The organism is Phycisphaeraceae bacterium, from assembly GCA_019636795.1.
Classification (GTDB): domain Bacteria; phylum Planctomycetota; class Phycisphaerae; order Phycisphaerales; family UBA1924; genus JAHBWW01.
In genome coordinates this window covers 680,931-702,389 of record JAHBWW010000001.1, presented here as the reverse complement: position 1 = coordinate 702,389, position 21,459 = coordinate 680,931, and the positions used below count along the sequence as shown (strand labels likewise).

Sequence of the window (21,459 nt, the reverse complement as noted above, 5' to 3'; positions counted from 1 at the left end):
CCGGGTGTTCCCAAGCCCGCTTGTCCTATGGACGCCGGAGATTTGACCGTCCTCGGGCACATCTCCGGGTGTCTTCGATCACTCAAAACAAAACCACTCTCACCACCACCCGCGCGCAATCGGCATCCGCCGCCCCGAGCCAAACGCCACCCCCGTCACCTTCAGCCCCGTCGCCGCCTGCTTCCTCTTGTACTCATTGCGATCCATCAGCCGCACCAATCGCTCCACCAACTCCGCCCCAAACCCCGTCCTCTCCACAATCTCCGCCGCATTCAGCCGCTGCTCCACATGCATCTCCACGATCGCATCAAGCACCTCATACGCCGGCAGCGAATCCGCATCCACCTGCCCCGGCGCCAGCTCCGCGCTCGGAGGCTTGTCGATCGACCGCTGCGGTATCGGCTCGCCCCCAAACCCGCACTCCCTCCACCGCTCATTCATCCACCGCGCGATCCGATAGACCATCGTCTTGGGCACATCGCTCAGCACCGCCAGCCCGCCGTTCATATCCCCATACAGCGTGCAGTACCCCACCGCCAGTTCGCTCTTGTTCCCCGTCGTCAGCACCATCGCCCCCGTCCGGTTCGACACCGTCATCAGCATCGTCCCGCGCACACGCGACTGCAGATTCTCATCCGCCACATCCGGCAGCCGCTCGCCCAGCTTCCGCTCACCAATCGCCCCAAACACCGGATCCACCGCCGCCCGCAGCGCCGCATGCCCCCCTTCGATCGCCGCCACCTCGCACCGCATCCCCAGCCGCGCCGCCAACTCCAACGCATCCTCCACCGAGTGCCCCGACGAATACACGCTCGGCATCGCCACCCCCAGCACGTTCTCCGCCCCCAGCGCCTTCACCGCAATCGCCGCCGTCACCGCCGAATCGATCCCGCCCGAAAGCCCGATCACCGCCTTCCTGAATCCCGTCTTGCGCAGGTAATCGCGCACCCCCAGCGTCAGCGCCTCAACCACATTCCCCTCAGGCCCAAGGTCCGCAGGCAGCGATGCCGCCTCCGCAACCGACCCGCCCACCTCCACCACCAGCACATCCTCATCAAACGCCTTCGCCTGCGCCACCACCGCGCCCCGCGCATCCACAACGCACGCGCGCCCATCAAAGATCAACTCGTCGTTCCCCCCCACCTGATTGACCGAGCACACGCTCAACCCATGCCGCATCGCGTGCATGCGCAGAATCGCCACATGCCGGTCATGCTTGCCCAGCACATACGGGCTCGCCGAAGGCACCACCAGCACCTCGGCCCCCGCGCGCGCCGCCTCCTCCACCGGATCGGCCGCGCCGCGATACCGCGAAGCAAACCCCGCGTCCTCGCCGCGCCACAGATCCTCGCAGATCGCCAGCCCCACCTTCACGCCCGCAATGTCCACCACCACCGCCCGATCGCCCGCTGCAAAGTACCGATCCTCATCAAACACGTCATACGTCGGCAAAAGCCGCTTGTCGTAGTAGTCCACCATCGCCCCATCGCGATACACCACCACGCTGTTGGCGATTCCCCCCGCCCGATCCCCATCGCCTTCCACAGGCAAAGGCGTTCCGATCACCGCCGCAATCCCCGCCGTACATCTCTCGCCGATCCGCTTGACCTCCGCTGCGCAAGCCGCCACAAACCCACGCTGCAACAGCAGATCCTTCGGCGGATACCCGCTCACCGCCAACTCCGGCACCACCACCACATCCGCACCCATCCCCCGCCCCGCCGCGATCGCCCCCTCGATCAACCGCCCGTTGCCCGCGATATCCCCCACCGTCGGATTGACCTGCACCAGCGCAATCTTCATCGCCGATCATATCGATCGTTCAAACACTGCGTGCATTGACCATCAGTCGAATGCAGACCCCTCAACGCAGGGTTCTCGACGCAGAGCATGCTCGCATCGGCAGCGTTGTGCACAACCTCGCCTCTCGACGCCTCCGCCAGGCAACAAGAATCACCAAACTGAGATAAGCACTCGGCGCAGGAATCACGCGGATGGTGGCGGTGGTGGTGATGAGTGACACATCCGAGTCTGTTGTGATGACCCAGTAGAATGGGTCAGCAAATGGATAGAACCAACTCAAGTGTGGGATGGATTCGTCAGTAAACGGCCGCAGGTCAATATGCAGGTGACCTGTTGTATTCGGAGTGGTTTCAATTTCAAACATGAGAATTGGAAGCGGATTGCGCTCGTCGATAATGACGCCCGGAACGCCGTATGGTTGAACCGTCATGAAATCGCGCAGCCACGACCCGTCGGGCGTGCCGCGATCCAAGATCAGAGCCAGGCCATCGCGCAACGGTAAAATGTTTGTGAAAGCACCAAGATCGCCAGAGACCTCGATGCTTCCCACGACAGAATGTATGTTGCCATCTACTTCCGGCACGCCATCCACTTCATAAGTCGCCCACATCCAGACTTGGAATGTGTCGCCGGCCATGACGGCCTGAGGGGCTTCGAACCATGCGCGAAACACCTTGTCCTGAGCAAGAGCAAGGGATGGGAGCGTGGAGGTGAGTAATGCTGCGAGGATGACGATGGGTCTCGCCATGGCTGAAGTCTCCGAAATGTGAGAATTCTTTGTATGGTTAGTCCGAATTCCGATTGCGTGCTCCGTATCCACTCAGTATGATGCATCCGCCCTGTGTCGTCAACCGAAATGCACGAGTTCAATGGCGTTTTGCGTCAGATTGTTTCGGCGGAGACTCTTGGCGACTGAATTTCGGGCAAGTGAAGCAGCAGCCTGGGCTCTATCGGCGTCGCCGCGAGAGCGAGAATACGGCGAGACCGAGGAGTGCGGCGGAGGCTGGCGCGGGGATGACGCGGATGGTGGCGGTTGAAGTCATCAGGCCAACACCTGAATCCAAGGTGTTGATCCAATCTGATGTACGGTCATCCCACCATGAGAGCCAAGGCAGATTCTGGTCTGACGCGGGCCGTAAATCAATATGTAACCAGCCTGTTGTACTGCTCCGAGTTGTTACTTCAACCATTAGAACTGGCAGGGGTACTGAATCATTGAAGGGTGACCCAGGAACAGGCGCCTGAAACACCAGAAAATCACGGAGCCAAGGCCCATCCGGGGTTCCCGGTGGAAGGCGAAACGGAAGTCCGTCCCTCACATTGCTGATCGTATCAAACGCCGCGAGGGTGCCGGATACTTCGATGCTTGCCTGGACACCGGAGTACCAACCGTCAGAAGCCGGCGTTCCATCTTCCTCGTATGTTGCCCACATCCAAACTTGGAATGTCTCGCCAGCCACGACGGTCTGGGGGGCTTCGAACCATGCGCGGAACTCGCGGGTCTGGGCGAGGGCAAGCGACGGGAGCGTGAAAGTGAGAAATGCTGCGAGGATGACGACGAGTCTCGCCATGGCTGAAGCCTCCGAAAAGTGAGAATTCTTGTACGGATTAGTCCGAATTCCGATTGCGTGCTTCGTATCTACTCAGCATGATGCATCCGCCCTGTGTCGTCAACCAGAATTGGAGGATTTTATGGCATATTTTCATCGAATGATCGGCGTGATCGCGGCTTTGTTCGGCTGGATTTTGCTGCCTGTGGGGGGGGGCGTTCGGTCAGTTGGGTGGCGGGTTCGAAAACATCGAGCCGACATTGCTTGTCAATGATCCGCTGTTCCAATCGTCCACGCTGGCACCGCACGGCCAGCACTGGCTGCACTCGACCAAGGTGACGTATGCGTGGACACTGGTCGGCTACAACACGCTCGACTACCCGTATGCGATCGACCACAACGACCCCAACACCACGATCGCGATCATCGACTCAGGCATCGATATGAATCATCCTGAGTTTGAGGGGAAGATTCATCCGGCGAGCGCGACGATTGTGTACGGAGGCGTGCGACTGTTTGATCAGAGTTGTCCTTGTGAACCATCCTCGTATGAACCTCCATCGAATGACGGGCCTACCAATGTCGAAGACGTGCTGTGGACATTCAGTCAAGGGGCGATACCACACGGAACGGTTGTGGCGGGTATTGCTGGCGCTCTCACAGAAAACGAAATCGGAATCGCTGGAGTATGCTGGGATTGCAGCATTATGACGATTCGCATAACGACAATGCAATTGTCGACTCAACAGGAATGTCAGGCGACATATGAATCGTGCCGTGCATCCGATCAATCACTTGCCGCATCGATTCGCTATGCCGCTGGCTGGAGCCCGGGTGATGATGAGGAAGATCCGGAAGAATGGGGTCCAGTGCGTGCCCGCGTAATCTGCACTGCACTCGAGGCAATTAATGGGTACAACTCCGCGGCGTTTTTCTGCGACGAAGAGAACCCTCTCAACATCGCCATCGACCAAGCCTACGAACGCGGCTGCATCATCATCGCCATTACCGGCAACAGCGCGTCGACCCCGCAAGCACCGTGCTGGACTGATGACTACCCCGACGAACCGGCATGTACAGCCGGGACTGGTGGCACGACCACAATTCACCCGCTTGCGTGGTATCCGAAAACCATCACCGTCGGCGGTGCGTGCCGGACAGGGCAGGGATGGCATTGTCATTCGCGCATCAACCCTCATATCAACGATCTCGGTTCGTGCGGCTCGGGCTACTACCCGCTGCGGCCGATCGAAAACACCGCGCCGTTGCTCACTGTCGTTGCGCCGATCGAGGATATTGTAACAACATTTGCGTATGATGAGGCAACGCAACAAGGTGCTGAGTACGGCTTCCTGGATTCGTATTCTGCCGGAACATCATGGTCCTCGCCACAGGTTGCGGGTGTTGTGGCACTGATGCTCAAAATGAATCCATCTCTGACCTTTGAACAGGTGAAGTTTATATTGGGAACGACTGCCACCGATATCGGGCCGCAGGGCTATGACAAGTGGACAGGCTATGGCCTCTTGAACGCGCAGGAAGCAGTGAAGTGTGCCATGATCCTCGCTATGCCCGCAAACTTCAACGGCGACGAGAACATCGACACGCTCGACCCCATCGACTTTCTCATCGCCTACGGCCAGGGGGACGTGACGGCTGACCTTGATCTCGATGGAGAGCACACCAAGGCGGACCTTGCGATCTTTCTGAGCAGTTATCTTGAAGAATAAATTCAACCCGCGCACCAGCCCTCACGACCCGCACCCGCAAGACACAACATCATTCACCGACCCCCCCTCACCCACCGATCCACCCGAAGCCACGCCGCCCCAAGCGCCCCGCCCGCCAGATTCACGACCGCTTCCGACGCCGTCACCAGCAGGCTGATCGTCACCACCGCCTCCACACCGCTCGCCCCGCTCAAGCCCGCCAGCGTCGCCACCCCCGCAGCCCCCGCCTCGCGCGTCCCCAGCATCCCGAACGGACTGATCATCCCGATCGCGAAGTACACGCTCGCCAGCACCATCGCGTCGCCCCAGTCCAGCTCAATCCCCAGGATCCGCGCCGCAACGCCCATCCGCACCGCCTGCACCATGATGTCGCCCACGCGCAGCACCGCGCCCGCAGCCGACGCCCGCCCGTGCGCCAGCATATCGACCCCCGCATGCACCTTCCGCCCCGCCTCGCCCCCCAGCCACCGCAGCAACCACCCAAACCCAACCGCCCGCACAAACGCAAGCAACCGCGCCCACCCGCGCTCGCCGCCAAACACACGCGCCAGCCCCACCATCACCGCCGTCGCCGCCGCCGCGCCCCCCAGCCACCCGGCCCACCACAACCCGCTCCCCCCCGGCAGCACCAGGCTCGCCCCGAACGCAGGCCCCACCGCAACCGCCGCCAAAACCGCAACCGCCCCGAACCACCCGATCACCGTCAGCAGCGGCACACGATCGCGCTTCACGTGATACACCACCCGAAACGCCAACGCCAGTTTGAACGGCGCATACGACAAAACCGTCGCCACCGAATTAACCGCCAGCACATCCAGCACCGCAAGCCTCTTCACCGGCCACAACGCCGCCAGAAACACCAGCCCATTGAGCATCAGCGTCCCCGCCGAACACGCCGCCAGCGCCACCACCAGCCCCCAGTCCGCATCGATCAACTTGCCCAACTGCTCGCGATTGGCCTCGCTCAACGCAACACGCACACACCACCCGAGCAACCCCAGCCCGATCAGAAAGCCGACCACCTGCACCGCGATGCGCCACCTGCTCCGCTCGCCCCTCATGCTCTACTCCCGCACTCGAAACAGCGCCTGCCCCGGCCACGACGCCACCATCTCGCACTCCGCCTCGAGCTGCGCCATCACCCGCTCCAGCCCAAGCGCCTCATCAAGCCACCCCGACCGTTCCAGCCTCACCAACTCCCCCGCATCGACCAGCACGAACCCGATCCCACGCTCGCGCAGCCCCGCCGCTACCGCGCGACCCGCGCCCTCGCCCGCTCGCTCATGTTCACGCATCAACCGCGCCAGCAACGACTCATCCCACGTCGTCGCCCACGTCACCTCTGCCTTGAAATACAACGGCGTCGAACCCCCCACCAGCAGCACCCCCGCCGCCTCGCCGCGCTCGCGTGCCATCTTCACTGCCCGGTTCGTCGACGCGATCGGCATCTCATCGTGCAGCATCGGTTCATACGGCTCACCGATGAACACCCCCACTCCACCCACCAGCAGCGCCCCAGGTGCCCCACCACGCTCGCCGCCAAACACCGCAACCGTCGCAACCGCGTGCCCCAGCACGATCACCGCCCCCGCCGCAACCCCCGCCGCACGACGCTGCAACGCAACCGCCACCGCGATCAGCGGCACCGCCGTCACGATCGTCGGCATCAGGAACCGCGCCTGCACATGCGTCAGCATCATCCACGCCATCACCTGCACCACCAGCCCCGCTCCCAGCGCCCCCGCGATCACGCGCCCCGCCTTCCCGATCGCCGCACGCCGCACCGCAATCGCCGCGCCAGCCGCTGCCGCCAGCGGAAACAGCAACCCCCATTGCGGATTGGTCAATCCTCGCCACCGCATCACGCCCCCCGCGCCCGCCGCACCATTCGGGTCGCTCCACAGCGCCACACGCACGCGCTCCATCATCGACCCCTCAAACTGATGCGCCGCCGCAAACCGCGACACCTGTTCCGCCGTCCAGTGCCCGCTGCCAAACACGCCGCTCAATGCCGGAAACACCGGATTCCCGCACGCCAGCGCGTTGCGCACCAGCCACGGCATCAGCATCGCCGCTCCCGCGATCGCCCCCCCCGACACCAGCACCATCCACTCCCGCTTCGGAGCCGCCGCCAGCATCATCACGCCCGCCGCAGGCCCGATCATAAAGAGCGCCGTCGGCTTGGCGCAGCACGCTCCTCCGACCAGCACGCCGACCAGCATTCCGCGCACGCCCGCCGCTGCCCCGCGCTCACACGCCGCGAGCATCGCACCAGCCCCGAAGAGCACCATCGCCATCTCGTTGTACGCCAGACTCCCCACCACCACCACCCACGGCAGCGCCAGCGTCAATCCGCCCGCCACCGCCGCCGCAAGCCCCGCCGCACGCGCGTCCGCCCCGCACTCGCGCGCCACACCGCGCGCAACGCCCGCAACAACCCACGCCGCCACCACCGCAAGCCCCGCGTGCAGCCACTGCGCCCCAAGCAATCGCCAGCCCTCGCCATCGATCATCGCGTGCGCCCCGCCAGCCCCGCTCAGCAGCGCCACATGCATGAACCCCGCCTCCACAAAGCCCGGCAGGAACGAATACACGTTGTGCTCCATCGGCCACACCCGCCCCGCCGCGATCCACTCGCCCGGCAGCGTCAGGTGATAACTCAGCGCATCAAAACCCCCGAACTCCGACCCCCAAAGCCAGCCCGGCGCGCTCGACGACGCGATGGCAAGCACCACACCCGCAGGCAGCGCCGCCAGCCACACCAGCGAGCCGCCCGCGCCCGCAGCCCCAGCCGCCCCACCGCGCACCCGCCGCACAATGTCCACCACCAGCACCGCAACGCCCAACCCCACCGTGACCGACGCCGTGCTCCGATTCAACAGTCCAAGCACGCCCAGCGCATGCGTCACGCTCAGCAGCAGCGCGAGGCCCGCCGCCGCTTCGATCTCGCGCCGCGCTTCGAGCCGCTTTCCGATCGCGCGCCCGATCAGCAATCCGTACCCCATTCCCCCCGCGATGTACAGCCCCGCCGGAACGCCCCCAAGCACCGCCGCCATCACCACCCATCCCACGCGCTCGATCGCCGTGCCGTCCGCATCGCCCACGCTCACCAGCCCGATCAGGCACATCAGCCCCGCGACCACCGCCGCCAGCGCGCGACGCAGCGCCGGCGACATCGGCCTGCCTCGGGTGCTCAATGCCACGCGTCTCATGACCCGGCAGTGTACGGCCCCCACCGCTCACAGCCACCCCTACGATCCCATCATGCCCCCGCCCGAACTTGACCACATCGAAATCATCGAGCCCCTCTGCGCCGTCTTTCGCCGCACACTCAAGGCCGAAGGTCTCAAGTACACCCCCGAACGCGCCGCAATCCTCAACGCCATCATCGAATACGACGGCATCTTCGAAGCCGAAACCCTCCTGGCACACCTCGTCGCCAGCGGCCACCGCGCCAGCAAGGCCACCGTCTACCGCACCCTGCGCCTCCTCGAAGACGCCGGCATCATCCAGGCCGTCCTCTTCGACCGCGATCAGTCGCACTTCCAACTCATCTACGGCCGCACCCCGCGCACCATCCTCATCCGCGTCGACACCGGCCAGATCGAAGCCATCGACACCCCCGAGGTCATCGCGCTGCGCGACCGACTCTGCCGCGAGCGCGGGCTCGTGCCCGAAGGCCACCGCCTCCAGATCTTCGCGCGCGCCCAGCCGCGCTCAGGCTGAAGGCTCGCCATGACTGCCCCCGCGCCCGTCATCATCATCACCGAGCCCCTCGACGCCGAACCCACCGCGTGGCTCACTCAGCGCGCCAGCGTCATCATCGCGCCGCCCACCGATCCGGCCTTCGCCGCCGCCGCGCCCGTCGCGCGTGCCCTCATCGTCCGCACGCACACCCGTGTCGATGCCGCACTACTGGCTCGCCTGCCCGCACTGGCCGTCATCGGCCGCGCCGGTGTCGGCCTCGACACCATCGACGCCGCCGCCGCCGCCGCCCGCTCCATCGCCGTCCTCAACACCCCCCAGGCCAACAGCGCCGCCGTCGCCGAGTTCGTCTTCGCCTCGCTCCTGCGCGCGCTGCGCCCCATCGAGCCCCTCACCACCGCGCTCGATCTCAACGCATGGGAGGCCCGCCGCCGCGCGTTCACCAGCCCGCTCGAACTATCCGGTCTCACCCTTTCCATCCTCGGCCTCGGGCGCATCGGCACCCGCGTCGCCAACATCGCCCGCGCCTTCGACATGAGCGTCCTCTACAACGACATCGCACCGGTCCCAGCCCCCCAAGGCTGCACCCGCGTGTCCTTCGATGAACTCCTCACCCGCGCCGACATCCTCTCGCTCCACATCGACGGCCGCGCAACCAACCACAACCTCATCGACGCCGCAGCACTCGCACTCCTCAAGCCGGACGCCATCCTCATCAACACCAGCCGCGGATCAGTCATCGACGAACCCGCACTCGCCACTCACCTCAGCACCAACCCCGCCGCGCTGGCCATCCTCGACGTACACGCCCAGGAACCCATCCCCGCCGCCAGCCCGCTGCTGCACCATCCCCGCGCAATCCTCACCGCCCACGAAGCCTCCTGCACCGCCGCCGCCCGACGCCGCATGAGCATGGTGGTAAGGCAAGTCTGGGAGTGCCTCCAGGCCAATCAAAACAAGCACTCTGACTAGTCATGGCCGCCACAGCAGTATCGCATTTCTGTGATCGGCTAGCCCGCCGAGACAATTCAGGTAGACTCTACATCATGCGACACATCCTGATTCTCGCACGTGCTGCATTGCTCCTTACACTCGTCGGGTTACAAGGCTGCGCTATTGGATGGCCGTTGATCCCATATCGCTCGTCTTTTCGAGACGCGCAAGAGGATCAACCGTGGATCGGGCCCGACCGGCGCGCAACCGCCACCATAAAAGTACGTGCCGATTTCACAAGAATTACCGAGTCCATCGAGTGGCGCGGACCCGGCGGGGCGCCCGTCGATGCCTGGTCCACCGTGCTCAAGTGCGAGGAATTTCTCACGTTGGGCGGCATGCCTCGCATTGTGTATCTCGAAGCCGAAGATGGCTCACGAATTCTGCTCAACCCGCCGCACCCGCCCGGAGAGACGCAACGCTACAACCTCACGGTATACCCCGACACACCCACCATTGTCTGCGTTCGTCCTCTCATCGTCCTTGTGTGCCCGCAGCCGCAGACATTTTCGCAGTTCCCCACTCCGTCAATTCTTGATCACTCCGGCGGCCCGCGACCTAAGAAACTCGAAAAGCAGCTGCGTTATGGCTACCACCGAGGATCGGTCGGCTCTTGCTCAGATGGACTCACATGGTACTCGCCAGACTTGAATATCCCCCCACAGCCCCTGCTCTTCGACGATCAAGGCGTCGCTCTCATCCCCACACATTGGGGGAACTTGAAGATTCAAAAAGGTGATTCCGGTGCCTGGAGCACAGCAGCCATTCGCTACATTCCTGAGCGCTGATCTCGAATCCGAATGCATTGAGTCCGCTGTCTCTGGCTCAGCACGTCATGCAATTCGCTGTGCGACACATTCTGCCCTCCAACAATCCCCCAATGCCTGACTCCATCCCCACCGACCGCAACCACATCGACGCTGCCCTGACCGCCGCCTGCGCCGCCGTCCGCCTCTCTCCCGCCCTCGAGCGCTCCGCCTCGATCGCCCAAACCTGCCGCGACGCCCACTTCGACCAGGCCGCCGCCCTCATCAGCGCCATGAGCCTCGCAGAGATCGAAAACCTCGTCCGCGTCGGCGCCGCCCGCTTCCACCTGCTCAACAAGGCCGAACAACTCGCCATCATCCGCGTCAACCGTCAGCGCCAGCGCGACGCCGCAGGCCCACGCCCCGAATCCATCGACGCCGCCTTCGCACACCTCAACAGCATCGACCACGCCAAGAGCGTCCTGAGCCGCCTGGACATCGGCCCCACCCTCACCGCTCACCCCACCGAAGCCCGCCGACGCACCGTGCTCGAAAAACAAACCGATGTCGCCCACTGCCTCCTGCGCCTCCGCGAACCCGACCTCACCGCCCGCGAACGCGCCGACACCGAGGCCAAACTCAGCCGCATCATCTCCATGCTCCTCGTCACCGACGATGTCCGCGTCAAACGCCTCAACGTCCCCGACGAAGTCCGCAGCGGCATCCACTTCCTCTCGACCACCATCTGGCAGACCGTCCCACGTCTCATGCGCGATGTCGTCTGGGCCGCGCGACAGCGCTTCGGCCCCGACGCAGCTGCCATCGTCGCCGCCGACCTCCCGCCCCTCCTCACCTACCGCACATGGATCGGTGGCGACCGCGACGGCAACCCCAACGTCACCGCCGACGTCACCGCCAGCACCATCGCCATGATGCACCAGGCCGCCACCGAACTCTGGGATGATGAACTCTCGCGCCTGCGCCACGTCCTGTCCGTCTCCACCCGCCGCGTCGATCTCGGCACCGAGATCCACGACGCCATCGACGCAAACGCCGCATGGAACGACGACGACACCAACCTCGAGCAACGCAAGCACGAGCCCATCCGCGTCCGCCTCGCCCAGATGCGCCGGCGCCTCGCACGCGACCACGCCTACACCTCGGCCAACCTGCTCGATGACCTCCTCCTCCTCCGCCGCGCCCTGCACTGCGCCGGCTTGACCGACATCGCCGAAGAAGGCGTCCTCTCCGACGCCATCGTCCGTGCCCGCGTCTTTGGCCTCTGCCTCGCCACCATCGACATCCGCCAGCACGCCGCCGTCCACACCCGCGCCGTCAGCAACCTGCTCGCCCTGGCCGGCCTCACCACCGAATACGCCACCCTCGACGAACCCGCACGCTGCGCCCTGCTCCGCCGCGAACTGGCCAGCCCCCGCCCGCTTTGCCCTGCCGACGCCCCGCTCGAAGCCCAGACCGCCGAGACTCTCGCAACCCTCCGCGTCGTCGCCGCTGCCATCGCCCGCGAACCCGCTGCCATCCGCTCCTACGTCATCAGCATGACCAGCACCGTCAGCGACATGCTCGCCCTGCTGCTCCTGTTCAAGGAAGTCGGCCTCTATCGCCCGGCCTCGGGGGCCAGCAGCGTCGTCAGCCGCCTCCACCTCGTGCCCCTCTTCGAGACCATCGACGACCTCGAGCGCGCCCCCGCCCTCATGCACGAAATCTTCAACGACCCCGCCTACCGCGCTCACCTGGCCGCCATCGCCCCCCAGCCCGAGCAGGAAATCATGCTCGGCTACTCCGACTCCAACAAAGACGGCGGCTTTCTCATGGCCAACGTCGCCCTCCACATCGCACAGCGCGACATCGCACAGGTCTTCAAAACCCACAACGTCGCCCTCCGCTACTTCCACGGCCGCGGCGGCACCATCGGTCGCGGTGGCGGACGCGCAGGACGCGCCATCCTCGCCGCACCGCCCGCCGCCCGCTCCGGCCGCCTCCGCTTCACCGAACAGGGCGAAGTCATCACCTTCCGCTACGCCCTGCCCGATATGGCCCGACGACACCTCGAACAGATCGTCCACGCCGCAATCGGCGCCGAAGCCTCACCCCCCGCAGCCACCGACGACCGCGAACTCATCGCCCTGCTCGCAGGCCTGGCCAACTCCGCCCGACAGACCTACCGCGACCTCATCGACCAAAGCGACTTCTGGCCATGGTTCGTCGCCGTCAGCCCCGTCGAACACATCGGCGCACTCCCCATCGCCTCCCGCCCCGTCAGCCGCGCCACCGGCTCGGCCCTCACCTTCCAGAGCCTCCGCGCAATCCCATGGGTCTTTGCATGGGTCCAGATGCGCGCCCTCGTCCCCGGCTTCTTCGGCCTCGGCACCGCCCTCTCCAACGCAACCAACGAACAACGCGCCGCCCTCCGCAGCGCCGCCGCATCACACCCATTCCTCTCCACCGTCCTCGAAAACGCCGCACAGGAACTCGCACGCGCCCGCATGCCAATCTTCGCCCGCTACGCTGCCGCCTCAACCGCCGGCCCCGCCGGAGCCGCAATGTTCCAGCGCATCGAACGCGAACACACCCTCGCCCGCGACGCAATCCTCGACCTCACCGGCAACACCGACCTCATGGCCCACAGCCCCGTCATCGGCCGCTCCATCGCCGACCGCAACCCATGGACGGACGTGCTCAACCTCGCCCAGATCGAACTGCTCACCCGCGCCGCCAGCGCCGATGACCAACAGCGCACCGCCCTCCGCCCCGTCATCCAGGCCAGCATCAACGCCATCGCCGCCGCCATGCAATCAACCGGCTAAACGCGCTCAGCGCCCCTTGCAGCACTCGTCATCATCACTGAACGCCCGCAAAGGCCGAGGCCCGCAGCACCCAAGCGCCCGCCCATCATCCGCCGCACGCTTCGCCTTCCGCTTCACCACCGGCTCGCCCGATCCCAGCACCGTCCCCACCACAATCACCACAAATCCCAGCAGCGGAATCATCGGCGGCACATAAATGCCCCGCGACGGCAGCACCACAAAACAAACCACCGCCACCGCCGCCAGCAGCACAAACGACACCACCAGCCGACGCAGCAACCCCCCGCTGTCGGCCGCACGCTCCTCAGCCGCCGCCAGCCGCGCACGCGCGTCATCAAGCAGCGCCGGCTCACCCTCGCACGGCTGACTGGGCAGCAACGGCATCTCATGCTCTTCGGACATGCATGATTCTAGTGCCCACCTGCACCCCAGCCCGCTGCGCCACAAAACAAACGCCCGCGCTCTCGCGCGGACGTCTGATCAATCCCTGTTGCCTTCATCCAATCCTTAGCGGCGACGACGCCCCGCAACCAGCCCGCCCAGCGCCAGCAGCACCGCCGCGCCCGGAGCCGGAACAAACACGCCGGGGTTGGCAATGTCCCCGCCGCTCGAAGCGTACGAGCCCCACACATCACCAACGAACGACCCCGACCATGAGATAACATCGTTCGCCCCGATTGCGCCCGGGTTGGCGCTGATGTTCTGCGTGCGGAACGACCCCGGAAAGTTCTGGTCTCCGTACGTCAGCCTGTCCACCAGATTCCCGCCCCCGTCATAGATATTGATCTCGTCGTTGCGTCCGAGGTTGTTGGTCAGGTCGCCCAGCACCTGCACGCTCGCCGCAAGACCCCACGCCGCACGGAACGCCGCAGCCGTGCTCTCCGTAATGACCAGGCTCTCGCCCGCCCCAAGGTTCCCCGAAAGCATGAACGACCCGGGCGTGCGGCTGTCATCGTCAAAACTCCAGCCGCTCAGGTCCACCGACGCGTTCCCCAGATTCGTGATCTCGATGAACTCGCCGTCGGCCCCCTGATACATCCATTCCGTAATGCGCACATCCGCACCCGCAACCGCCGCCGCGCCCGCAACCACAACCATCATCATTGCCTTCTTCATCGCTCTCTCTTCCTTTCTTCTCAAGTTGCTCTCTCTCAAATGCGCCTGCACGAAGCGCACTCGGCTCTCCTGCGAGCGACCAGAGATTAGATTCTGCCGCCCAATCCCGGATTGCGAACCCGTCAAGAAAGCATGAAGAAAGCGCTAAGCCTCCGTCGACCAGCCCATTTGTTAGAAACTCATGAAGAACACCCTGCTGCTGCGCGAAGAAACCGTAAAACTTCCATGAACCACACCGCGCCGGCTCCCACGAACTCTTAGTCTGACTACGCACCTGCTCCATCGCCGCAACCAAGGACCGCCGCATGCCCTCTGCACGCAACGCATTCACCCTCATCGAACTCCTCGTCGTCATCGCCATCATCGCGCTGCTCATCGGCATCCTCCTGCCATCCCTCGCCAGCGCCCGCGACACCGCACGACAGGTCGCATGCATGTCCAACCTCCGACAGATCGGCATCGGAACCAGCACCTACAGCGTCAGCAACAACGGCTTCCTCTCCTCAGGCCCCCTCGACAACCGCATCCGCAAGCACGCAAACGGCAACTCAATCGCCGCAAAGTTCACTGCCGACACCTCCGACACCCGAGGCGGCATCGAACGCATCGGATGGATCGCCGATCAGGTCAATGGCCAGTACTCAATCCCAAACGACATGCTCTGCGCCACCGCCCCCGCACGCTACAACCAGAACCTCCACACCGCACGCCTCAACGACGTCGGATTCAACACCTACACCACCGAATCCCGCGACCGCGCCATCGCCGCCGGATTCAACTCCAACTACACCCAATCCTGGTACATGGCATACACACAGTGGAAACTCACCCGCGTCGGACAGCAGTCACAACCCGCAGACCCCGTCTACGGCGTCATCGGACCACTCCGCGAAGACCGCATGGGAGCCGTAAGCCCTACCCGAGTCCCCCTCATGGCCGACGCTCGCGTCGACGCCGCATCCAACAACACCAACGACATCATCGACCTCACCACCGGCACCGAGCCCGCATGCAAATCCGTCACCGACGGTCCAACATGGCGCGTCGGACTCAACTGGGCTAATCACGACCTGGCAGACTTCGGACCCGCACACGGAGGACGCAAACGCATCGGCATGCGCGGCCACGACCGCACCATCGGAAACTTCCTCTTCGCCGACGGACACGTCAAAGCATTCACCGACATCAACGGCGACCAGACCTTCAACTACGACCCCGCCTCACCACCACGCGACGGGGGACTCGCCGTCTACCCCGACTTCGAACCCTCAGACATCTTCACCGGCGAACTCATCAGCGGACGCTACCAATAGCCAGAACCATGTCCCAATATCACATCGTGCAACCTTAGATACCACAAGAGGAGATCAACAGTGAAATTCACGCTCGCAACCATCGTCGCCGCAATCGCCGGCTCCACCGCAACCGCACAGGTCGTCATCAACGAAGTCTACGAAAACCCCCCAGGAGGCAGCGCCCAGAACGACGCCGTCCTCGAATATATCGAACTCTACGGCTTCCCCGGCATGGACCTCACCGGATACGCTGTCGTCCTCTTCAAAGGAGGCTCCGACACCAACGGCGACAACATCCCCGAAGAAACCCCCGAAATCGACGAAGCATTCAGCCTCGACGGCCTCTCCATCGGCACCAACGGCTTCCTCATCCTCTACAACGGCACACCCGCCCAGTCCCTCATCCCCCTCTTCCTTCCCAATCAGGGCGAGACCGCCGCATCCTTCTTCCAGACACACATCCCCTCCCCATTCGATATCAACGGCAACCTCGGCAACGACTTCTCCTCCACCTACTCCCTCATCCGCCGACGCCCCCACCACTCCATCGTCAACGACCAGTCCGTATACGCCCCCGGCTACGCCGTCTGGAAAGACGCCGATCAGGATGTTACATTCTCCGGCCGCTTCGACTTCGGCTTCGAAGCCCCCACCGCTTCCCGCATCGACCCCCTTCAAGTCATCGACGACATCGCATGGTCTAACGAAGGCGGAAAGGAATACGTCCGCTCCTCACAACAGGAAATCTCCGACACCCCAGGATTCAACCCCGACGGCATCTCACGCCTCGCCTTCTACGGCTCAAACCCAAACCGCGGACTCCGCATCAACTCCCAGGGCCAGACCGTCCCCACTCGCATGGCCGACGAAGAATGGATCTACGGCGACCTCATCGGGCCCTCCACCGACTTCCGCTACGACCCCATCCGCTACGGCGCACCCACCGACCCAGGCGGCGACGGATTCCAGGACATCTCCATCGGCGCCGGCTCGCAATCCTTCCGCCTCACCCCCGGCACATTCAACGACTACGCACCACTCAACATCACTCAGTTCCGCTTCATCCTCGGCGATCTCAACTTCGACGGCCTCGTCAACGCCGCAGACCTCGCACTCTTCGATGCACAACTCCTCGGAGCCGACTTCGACGCAACCCACGACTACATCCACCCCGACACCGGCAACCCGATCCCCGATCCCAACAACCCCGGACAAAACCTCCAGTCCTACATCTTCCAGTCACGCCTCGCAAACTCCTTCCTCGCCGCAACCAACCTCGACACCACCGACGGCCCCGGCGGCACCAACGCCCCATCGCCAACCCTCGCCGACCGCGCAGTCCTCGCCGCTCTCGTAGGCCCAGTCCCATGCTCGCCCGCCGACTTCTCAACTCCCTACGGCACGCTCGACTTCTTCGATGTCTCCGCATTCCTCGCCGCATTCAGCGCACAAAACCCCGCAGCCGATCTCAACAACGACGGCAACTTCGACTTCTTCGACGTCCAGATCTACCTCGCCGCATTCGCCGCAGGCTGCCCATAACACCCTCGCCCCTCAGCCGGCGACTCCTCAGTCGCCAACCAATATCACAAAGGCCCGGAGCAACTCGCCCCGGGCCTTTCCTCTTTTGTAATATCACATTCTCCCCGCACCTTACCCCAGCATCCCGCGACGCCTCAGTTCCCCCAGCATCATCCGGTTCAGGTCCGTATCACTCGGCGCCAGCACAGGCCTCATCTGCCTCGCCTTGCAATCCCGCTCAAACGATTCCCGCAAAACCCCAAGCCGCTTCCGATACGACTCAAGCAACCCCCGCGTCAGCGTCACCTCCGAAGCACGCCCCGTCTCCACATCCGTCAGCCGAAGATCCCCCACCAGCCCCCGCTCCACCGCACGCGATGGATCCAGCTCCTCCGGCGACAAAATCTGCACGCACGTCACGTCATACCCACCGCCCGCATGCGCAAGATAGTTCAGCCCCTTCGCCCACCCATCACGAAACAGAAAGTCCGACAGCACCACCACCACCCCACGCCCGCCCTGCCCCGCCGCCACCTGCCTGATCGACTGCCCGAACGACGCCTCCCCAGCGCCCCCCGCAGGCGCAGCCAAACTCCCAAGCACAAAATGCGTCAACCGCGCCATCGCCGGACGCCCACGAATCGGCCTCAACTGCTCCACCCGCCCACTCTGGTCAAACCGCGCAACCGACACCCGATTCTGCTTCACCAGCCCAACATACCCGATCGCAAGCGCCAGCCGATGCGCAAAAACCAACTTGCTCGGCGAACCCGCATCCATCGACCCCGAACAATCCAGCACAATCACCACCGACAAATCCTCATCCTGCCGGAACAACTTGATGAAAAACTTGTCCAGCCTCGCAAAAACATTCCAGTCAATGTGCCGCAGGTCATCCCCCGCGATGTAGTGCCGATAGTCGTCAAACTCCACCGAATGCCCACGCTTCTTCGAACGCCGCTCACCGGGCAACTTCCCCGCAAACACCTTCCGACTCAGCACGTCCAGACGGTCAAGCCGACTGCGCAACTCCGGGCTGAGCAGTTCATCCAGATGTGTCGGCCGAGTTGCCCGTTGCCCGATGATCATGGGAATGTGGTACAGTAGGGGACAAACAGGAGAATCCGCCATGACTCTTCACCGCTGTCTGTGGCTCGCTGCAACGCTCACCCTCTTGGCATCTCTCGCCCACGCACAAGATGCCAGCCCCGCCGAACTCCGCCGCGAGATCGAAGCACTCCGAGCCCAGATCGACCTCCTCACCGAGGAACGCGAGGAAATCCTCGCCAACTCCCGACGCCTCCAGGACGAAACCAATCACCTCCGCGACGCCCTCGCCATCAGCCAGGCACTCGTCACCTCCCTCACCGAGCAACTCAACGAAGCCCGCCGCACCGCCAGACCCGTCGAAGAATCACCCCCACCAGCCCAAACCCCCGCCCAATCTCCCGACCAATCAACCCCCCAGCCCCCGCAGGCCCAAACTCCCATTCAGCCCCTCAGTTCCCCCGAATCCATGCGCCTCGCACTCGAACGCAGCCACCGCGAAACCTTCCCCGCTCTCGACCTCTCCAGCCAAGCCGCAACCCTCGAATACCGCCGAAAACTCGACCAGTGGATCACCTCCGTCAAACGCTCCATGCGAGGCCAGACCCGCTGGCGCATCATCGTCAGCGACGTCGCCCCCAAACCCACCGACCGCACCCTCTCCGCCCGCATCCAGGTCGTCCAGTCCGACTCGCTCATCCCCATCGGCCCATCCTTCATCACCACCATCCCATCGCGCCTGGCCACCCGCTTCACCCCCGGCAACCCATCCGAACTCTGGGAACTCACCCTCGCCGTCGCCCCAGACCCAATCATCAACGAACGCCGCCTCGAACCCGGACCCTTCAACCACCCCGAATGGATCGGCCCCATGATCGAGTTCGGCTTCACCATGGACTGGATAGGCCTCCGCAAACTCAACCCCCAAAACCCCTCCGCCCCAACCCCCGAAGAACCAACCCCCTGACATCCGACCGCCCAAGTCGCCGCGAACACCAAGGACGCCGGATCTTTGGGCGCACCCCAACCACCCAAACTCACCCATCGCTCCCCCCGCCCAAAGGTCCGGGTACAAACGCCCAATCTCCCATGCAACCGGACGCCGGATCTTTGGGCGCACCCCAACCCCCAAACCCACCCATCGCTCCCCCGGCGGGTGGCACCGACCAAAACCATCGATCCTCAACCATGTCCCCGATCGGAACACAAAACCGCGGTCGGTGGCACAAAGAAGTCAATCCAAGTCGACGGCCGGTGCCACCTGCCAAGTTGATCCAAAAAACAGGAAGCGTCATGTCTCGCACATACAATAACAATAGCCGCTCATTTTCGAGACAAGATTTTTCTCACTTACATGGAAACATGAGGCCACATCAGCACTCACAGCAATTTGACGTTCAGGGACGCCCAATTACATCGCGCGAAGTAAAACCATTGCCTTCCAGATATGGCAATAAACCGAACAGTTAACTATGGGGGCTCAATGAGCTATTTTGTATTTGGGACTATTTTTTCAAAAGAAAGATTTCTTGGCGCTTGCGAGAGATCTGAAATAGAGCAGATCGCCATCAAATGTGGAGTATTCGTTGCCTTAGGCCGCGAAACCCCAAACAGTCAACATCTATATACAATTTTGCAAGACGCAGGACTTGCAAACAGTTCGATCGACCAATTGTTTCTAGTAACATCTTCTCCTGAACAGGATCAAACTCATGATCTTATCGATCCTTATGGATCAAATATGGCAGAGTCTGTCGGTAAAATATCAAGATTTTGTCGCAAAATCGTTTTTCTCGGACTTGGTTCACGGGTTGATTTATATATAGTAGATGGATATGATACAGAGTTTGTGGAGATGCCTTATGCCAATGGCATGTGGACTAGATCGTTTCTGGCAATGGTGCTTGAAGATGGAGATATTCCATCCGTGCATGTACGATTTGAATAACTTGTTGGTAACACACGGCGGGGGCCACCGACCAAAACCGTCGATCACCCGTGCCACCGACCGCGGCTCTGAGCGGTCGGTGTGCCTTCTCCGACTTCAACCCGAACTCCCAAAAATCTCCCCCCATCCCCCACCCGCGCGCAAGTTCTCGACCCAACCCCAAAGCCCAGGGATCCCAATCCCTGGGGGGCGGGTGCCACCGACCAAAACCGTCGATCCTCAACCATGTCCCCGATCGGAATACAAAGCCGCGGTCGGAAACACGAAGATGTCAATCCAAGTCGACGGCCGGTGCCACCTGCCGACCAAACCAAAGATGCTCCGGGCATCCAACTTCATGGGCCGTCCACCGCCCGAGAAACGCCTCACTACAATGCGACCCAAGTTCAGAGACTTGCCGGAGGCGGCACTTACAGTGCGGAACGAAGGATTGCATACCGGTCGCTGCTTCGTGCCGGCGTTCCTCCTCATATTGCCCGAAGGGCAATTGGCGAGGCTGACCAGTACTTCTATGGACTTGGTGTCAATTCGACCACCCCGACAAGAATGCGAGGGAACCGACCTCCATGCCGATAGACTCGCTCGATAGCCTGCGTCGTGCGGTTCGCCGCATCGTCAGCCTCGTTTCGGCACGCAACTATGCTGCCGTTGAAGAATTCACAGGAGGGCAGCGGCTGAGCGCAACCGACATCGAGCGTGTCGTTAACGAGTACGGGCGCACAATCGTGGATGCACCACCATGTGCCTTTGAACTCCACCCTTTTGTGCATGTACAAAACTCAGACCCGCCTGAATGGGTCATCGATTTTGACCTCTGGACGCAGGAGCAAGGGAGGTCCGATCTAACTCTAACGCTGCGTCTTTATGAGATGAAAGACGGCACTGTGAAAACCGAGATTGATGATCTGCATACCATGTAAAGGTGGGTGGCTCCGAAGTCCCGAGCCCCCCTCTACGTGCCACCTCTATGAAGGGCAGGTGGCACCAACCAAAACCGTCGATCCCCACCCCGTGCCACCGACCGCAGCTCCGCAGCCGATCTCCGATTGTCCTTCAACAACGTCATCAACATCAAATTCCCAACCATGCTCTAGACGCCGGATCTTTGGGCGCACCCCAACCCCCAAACCTACCCATCGCTCCCCCGCCCAAAGATCCGGGTCACGTTCACACAGGTTGT

The 21,459-nt window shown here is 63.1% G+C and carries 18 protein-coding genes; 10 read left to right on the top strand and 8 right to left on the bottom strand.

What is annotated here, in order from left to right; genetic code table 11:
- Positions 1-99: 99 nt before the first annotated feature.
- The 3 genes from KF757_02920 to KF757_02910 all read right to left on the bottom strand — a co-directional run bounded on the left by KF757_02920 (position 100) and on the right by KF757_02910 (position 3,374).
- Positions 100-1,803: an NAD+ synthase gene (locus KF757_02920; protein ID MBX3321923.1), complete on the bottom strand. Its 1,704-nt coding sequence runs from the start codon at positions 1,801-1,803 to the stop codon at positions 100-102.
- Positions 1,804-1,864: 61 nt separating this feature from the next.
- Positions 1,865-2,551 carry a hypothetical protein gene (locus tag KF757_02915; GenBank protein ID MBX3321922.1) on the bottom strand — a complete coding sequence of 229 codons (687 nt, stop codon included), beginning with the start codon at positions 2,549-2,551 and terminating at the stop codon, positions 1,865-1,867.
- A 199-nt stretch (positions 2,552-2,750) separates the two neighbouring features.
- Positions 2,751-3,374, bottom strand: coding sequence for a hypothetical protein (locus KF757_02910; GenBank protein MBX3321921.1), 624 nt, complete (start codon positions 3,372-3,374; stop codon positions 2,751-2,753).
- A gap of 239 nt (positions 3,375-3,613) precedes the next feature.
- Here KF757_02910 and KF757_02905 point away from each other — a divergent pair, with 239 nt between their 5' ends.
- Positions 3,614-5,083: a S8 family serine peptidase gene (locus tag KF757_02905; GenBank protein MBX3321920.1), complete on the top strand. Its 1,470-nt coding sequence runs from the start codon at positions 3,614-3,616 to the stop codon at positions 5,081-5,083.
- Positions 5,084-5,136: 53 nt separating this feature from the next.
- Here KF757_02905 and KF757_02900 read toward each other — a convergent pair whose 3' ends face one another.
- Both KF757_02900 and KF757_02895 read right to left on the bottom strand, forming a co-directional pair.
- Positions 5,137-6,144, bottom strand: coding sequence for a flippase-like domain-containing protein (locus KF757_02900; GenBank protein MBX3321919.1), 1,008 nt, complete (start codon positions 6,142-6,144; stop codon positions 5,137-5,139).
- 3 nt (positions 6,145-6,147) lie between these two features.
- On the bottom strand, positions 6,148-8,295 hold the full coding sequence (locus KF757_02895) for a hypothetical protein (protein ID MBX3321918.1): 2,148 nt from the start codon (positions 8,293-8,295) through the stop codon (positions 6,148-6,150).
- 52 nt (positions 8,296-8,347) lie between these two features.
- Between KF757_02895 and KF757_02890 the strand changes: the two genes are divergently transcribed.
- The 4 genes from KF757_02890 to KF757_02875 all read left to right on the top strand — a co-directional run bounded on the left by KF757_02890 (position 8,348) and on the right by KF757_02875 (position 13,352).
- A complete protein-coding gene (locus KF757_02890; protein ID MBX3321917.1) occupies positions 8,348-8,809 on the top strand; it encodes a transcriptional repressor in 462 nt (153 codons plus the stop codon).
- A gap of 9 nt (positions 8,810-8,818) precedes the next feature.
- Positions 8,819-9,760 carry a hypothetical protein gene (locus KF757_02885; GenBank protein MBX3321916.1) on the top strand — a complete coding sequence of 314 codons (942 nt, stop codon included), beginning with the start codon at positions 8,819-8,821 and terminating at the stop codon, positions 9,758-9,760.
- Positions 9,761-10,119: 359 nt separating this feature from the next.
- The gene (locus KF757_02880; GenBank protein MBX3321915.1) at positions 10,120-10,569 is read left to right on the top strand and encodes a hypothetical protein; all 450 of its coding nucleotides are present in this window, start codon (positions 10,120-10,122) and stop codon (positions 10,567-10,569) included.
- Between the two features lie 92 nt (positions 10,570-10,661).
- Positions 10,662-13,352: a phosphoenolpyruvate carboxylase gene (locus tag KF757_02875; GenBank protein MBX3321914.1), complete on the top strand. Its 2,691-nt coding sequence runs from the start codon at positions 10,662-10,664 to the stop codon at positions 13,350-13,352.
- Between the two features lie 6 nt (positions 13,353-13,358).
- Here the strand turns inward: KF757_02875 and KF757_02870 are convergent, their stop codons facing one another.
- Positions 13,359-13,754, bottom strand: coding sequence for a hypothetical protein (locus KF757_02870; protein ID MBX3321913.1), 396 nt, complete (start codon positions 13,752-13,754; stop codon positions 13,359-13,361).
- A 105-nt stretch (positions 13,755-13,859) separates the two neighbouring features.
- Entirely contained in the window at positions 13,860-14,468 is a 609-nt protein-coding gene (locus KF757_02865; GenBank protein ID MBX3321912.1) for a lamin tail domain-containing protein, read from the bottom strand.
- A gap of 305 nt (positions 14,469-14,773) precedes the next feature.
- Between KF757_02865 and KF757_02860 the strand changes: the two genes are divergently transcribed.
- Together KF757_02860 and KF757_02855 are read left to right on the top strand one after the other, a co-directional pair.
- The gene (locus KF757_02860) at positions 14,774-15,781 is read left to right on the top strand and encodes a DUF1559 domain-containing protein (protein MBX3321911.1); all 1,008 of its coding nucleotides are present in this window, start codon (positions 14,774-14,776) and stop codon (positions 15,779-15,781) included.
- Positions 15,782-15,841: 60 nt separating this feature from the next.
- Positions 15,842-17,305 (top strand): hypothetical protein, encoded by a 1,464-nt coding sequence (locus KF757_02855; protein ID MBX3321910.1) that lies wholly within the window; start codon positions 15,842-15,844, stop codon positions 17,303-17,305.
- A 111-nt stretch (positions 17,306-17,416) separates the two neighbouring features.
- Here KF757_02855 and KF757_02850 read toward each other — a convergent pair whose 3' ends face one another.
- Positions 17,417-18,373, bottom strand: a complete 957-nt coding sequence (locus KF757_02850) for a DUF58 domain-containing protein (GenBank protein ID MBX3321909.1) — start codon at positions 18,371-18,373, stop codon at positions 17,417-17,419.
- Between the two features lie 40 nt (positions 18,374-18,413).
- Here KF757_02850 and KF757_02845 point away from each other — a divergent pair, with 40 nt between their 5' ends.
- The 3 genes from KF757_02845 (at position 18,414) to KF757_02835 (ending at position 21,199) form a co-directional block, all read left to right on the top strand.
- A complete protein-coding gene (locus tag KF757_02845; protein MBX3321908.1) occupies positions 18,414-19,298 on the top strand; it encodes a hypothetical protein in 885 nt (294 codons plus the stop codon).
- 516 nt (positions 19,299-19,814) lie between these two features.
- Entirely contained in the window at positions 19,815-20,279 is a 465-nt protein-coding gene (locus KF757_02840) for a hypothetical protein (GenBank protein ID MBX3321907.1), read from the top strand.
- Between the two features lie 566 nt (positions 20,280-20,845).
- A complete protein-coding gene (locus tag KF757_02835; GenBank protein MBX3321906.1) occupies positions 20,846-21,199 on the top strand; it encodes a hypothetical protein in 354 nt (117 codons plus the stop codon).
- Positions 21,200-21,459: the final 260 nt, after the last annotated feature.

Excerpts from the sequence above, each read along its gene's own strand:
- KF757_02840 (MBX3321907.1), top strand. The coding sequence starts at position 19,815 with ATGAGCTATTTTGTATTTGGGACTATTTTTTCAAAAGAAAGATTTCTT.
- KF757_02850 (MBX3321909.1), bottom strand. The coding sequence starts at position 18,373 with ATGATCATCGGGCAACGGGCAACTCGGCCGACACATCTGGATGAACTG.
- KF757_02920 (MBX3321923.1), bottom strand. The coding sequence starts at position 1,803 with ATGAAGATTGCGCTGGTGCAGGTCAATCCGACGGTGGGGGATATCGCG.
- KF757_02870 (MBX3321913.1), bottom strand. The coding sequence starts at position 13,754 with ATGTCCGAAGAGCATGAGATGCCGTTGCTGCCCAGTCAGCCGTGCGAG.
- KF757_02860 (MBX3321911.1), top strand. The coding sequence starts at position 14,774 with ATGCCCTCTGCACGCAACGCATTCACCCTCATCGAACTCCTCGTCGTC.
- KF757_02835 (MBX3321906.1), top strand. The coding sequence starts at position 20,846 with ATGCCGATAGACTCGCTCGATAGCCTGCGTCGTGCGGTTCGCCGCATC.
- KF757_02900 (MBX3321919.1), bottom strand. The coding sequence starts at position 6,144 with ATGAGGGGCGAGCGGAGCAGGTGGCGCATCGCGGTGCAGGTGGTCGGC.
- KF757_02915 (MBX3321922.1), bottom strand. The coding sequence starts at position 2,551 with ATGGCGAGACCCATCGTCATCCTCGCAGCATTACTCACCTCCACGCTC.
- KF757_02865 (MBX3321912.1), bottom strand. The coding sequence starts at position 14,468 with ATGAAGAAGGCAATGATGATGGTTGTGGTTGCGGGCGCGGCGGCGGTT.
- KF757_02885 (MBX3321916.1), top strand. The coding sequence starts at position 8,819 with ATGACTGCCCCCGCGCCCGTCATCATCATCACCGAGCCCCTCGACGCC.
- KF757_02910 (MBX3321921.1), bottom strand. The coding sequence starts at position 3,374 with ATGGCGAGACTCGTCGTCATCCTCGCAGCATTTCTCACTTTCACGCTC.
- KF757_02895 (MBX3321918.1), bottom strand. The coding sequence starts at position 8,295 with ATGAGACGCGTGGCATTGAGCACCCGAGGCAGGCCGATGTCGCCGGCG.
- KF757_02880 (MBX3321915.1), top strand. The coding sequence starts at position 10,120 with ATGCCTCGCATTGTGTATCTCGAAGCCGAAGATGGCTCACGAATTCTG.
- KF757_02890 (MBX3321917.1), top strand. The coding sequence starts at position 8,348 with ATGCCCCCGCCCGAACTTGACCACATCGAAATCATCGAGCCCCTCTGC.
- KF757_02875 (MBX3321914.1), top strand. The coding sequence starts at position 10,662 with ATGCCTGACTCCATCCCCACCGACCGCAACCACATCGACGCTGCCCTG.
- KF757_02845 (MBX3321908.1), top strand. The coding sequence starts at position 18,414 with ATGACTCTTCACCGCTGTCTGTGGCTCGCTGCAACGCTCACCCTCTTG.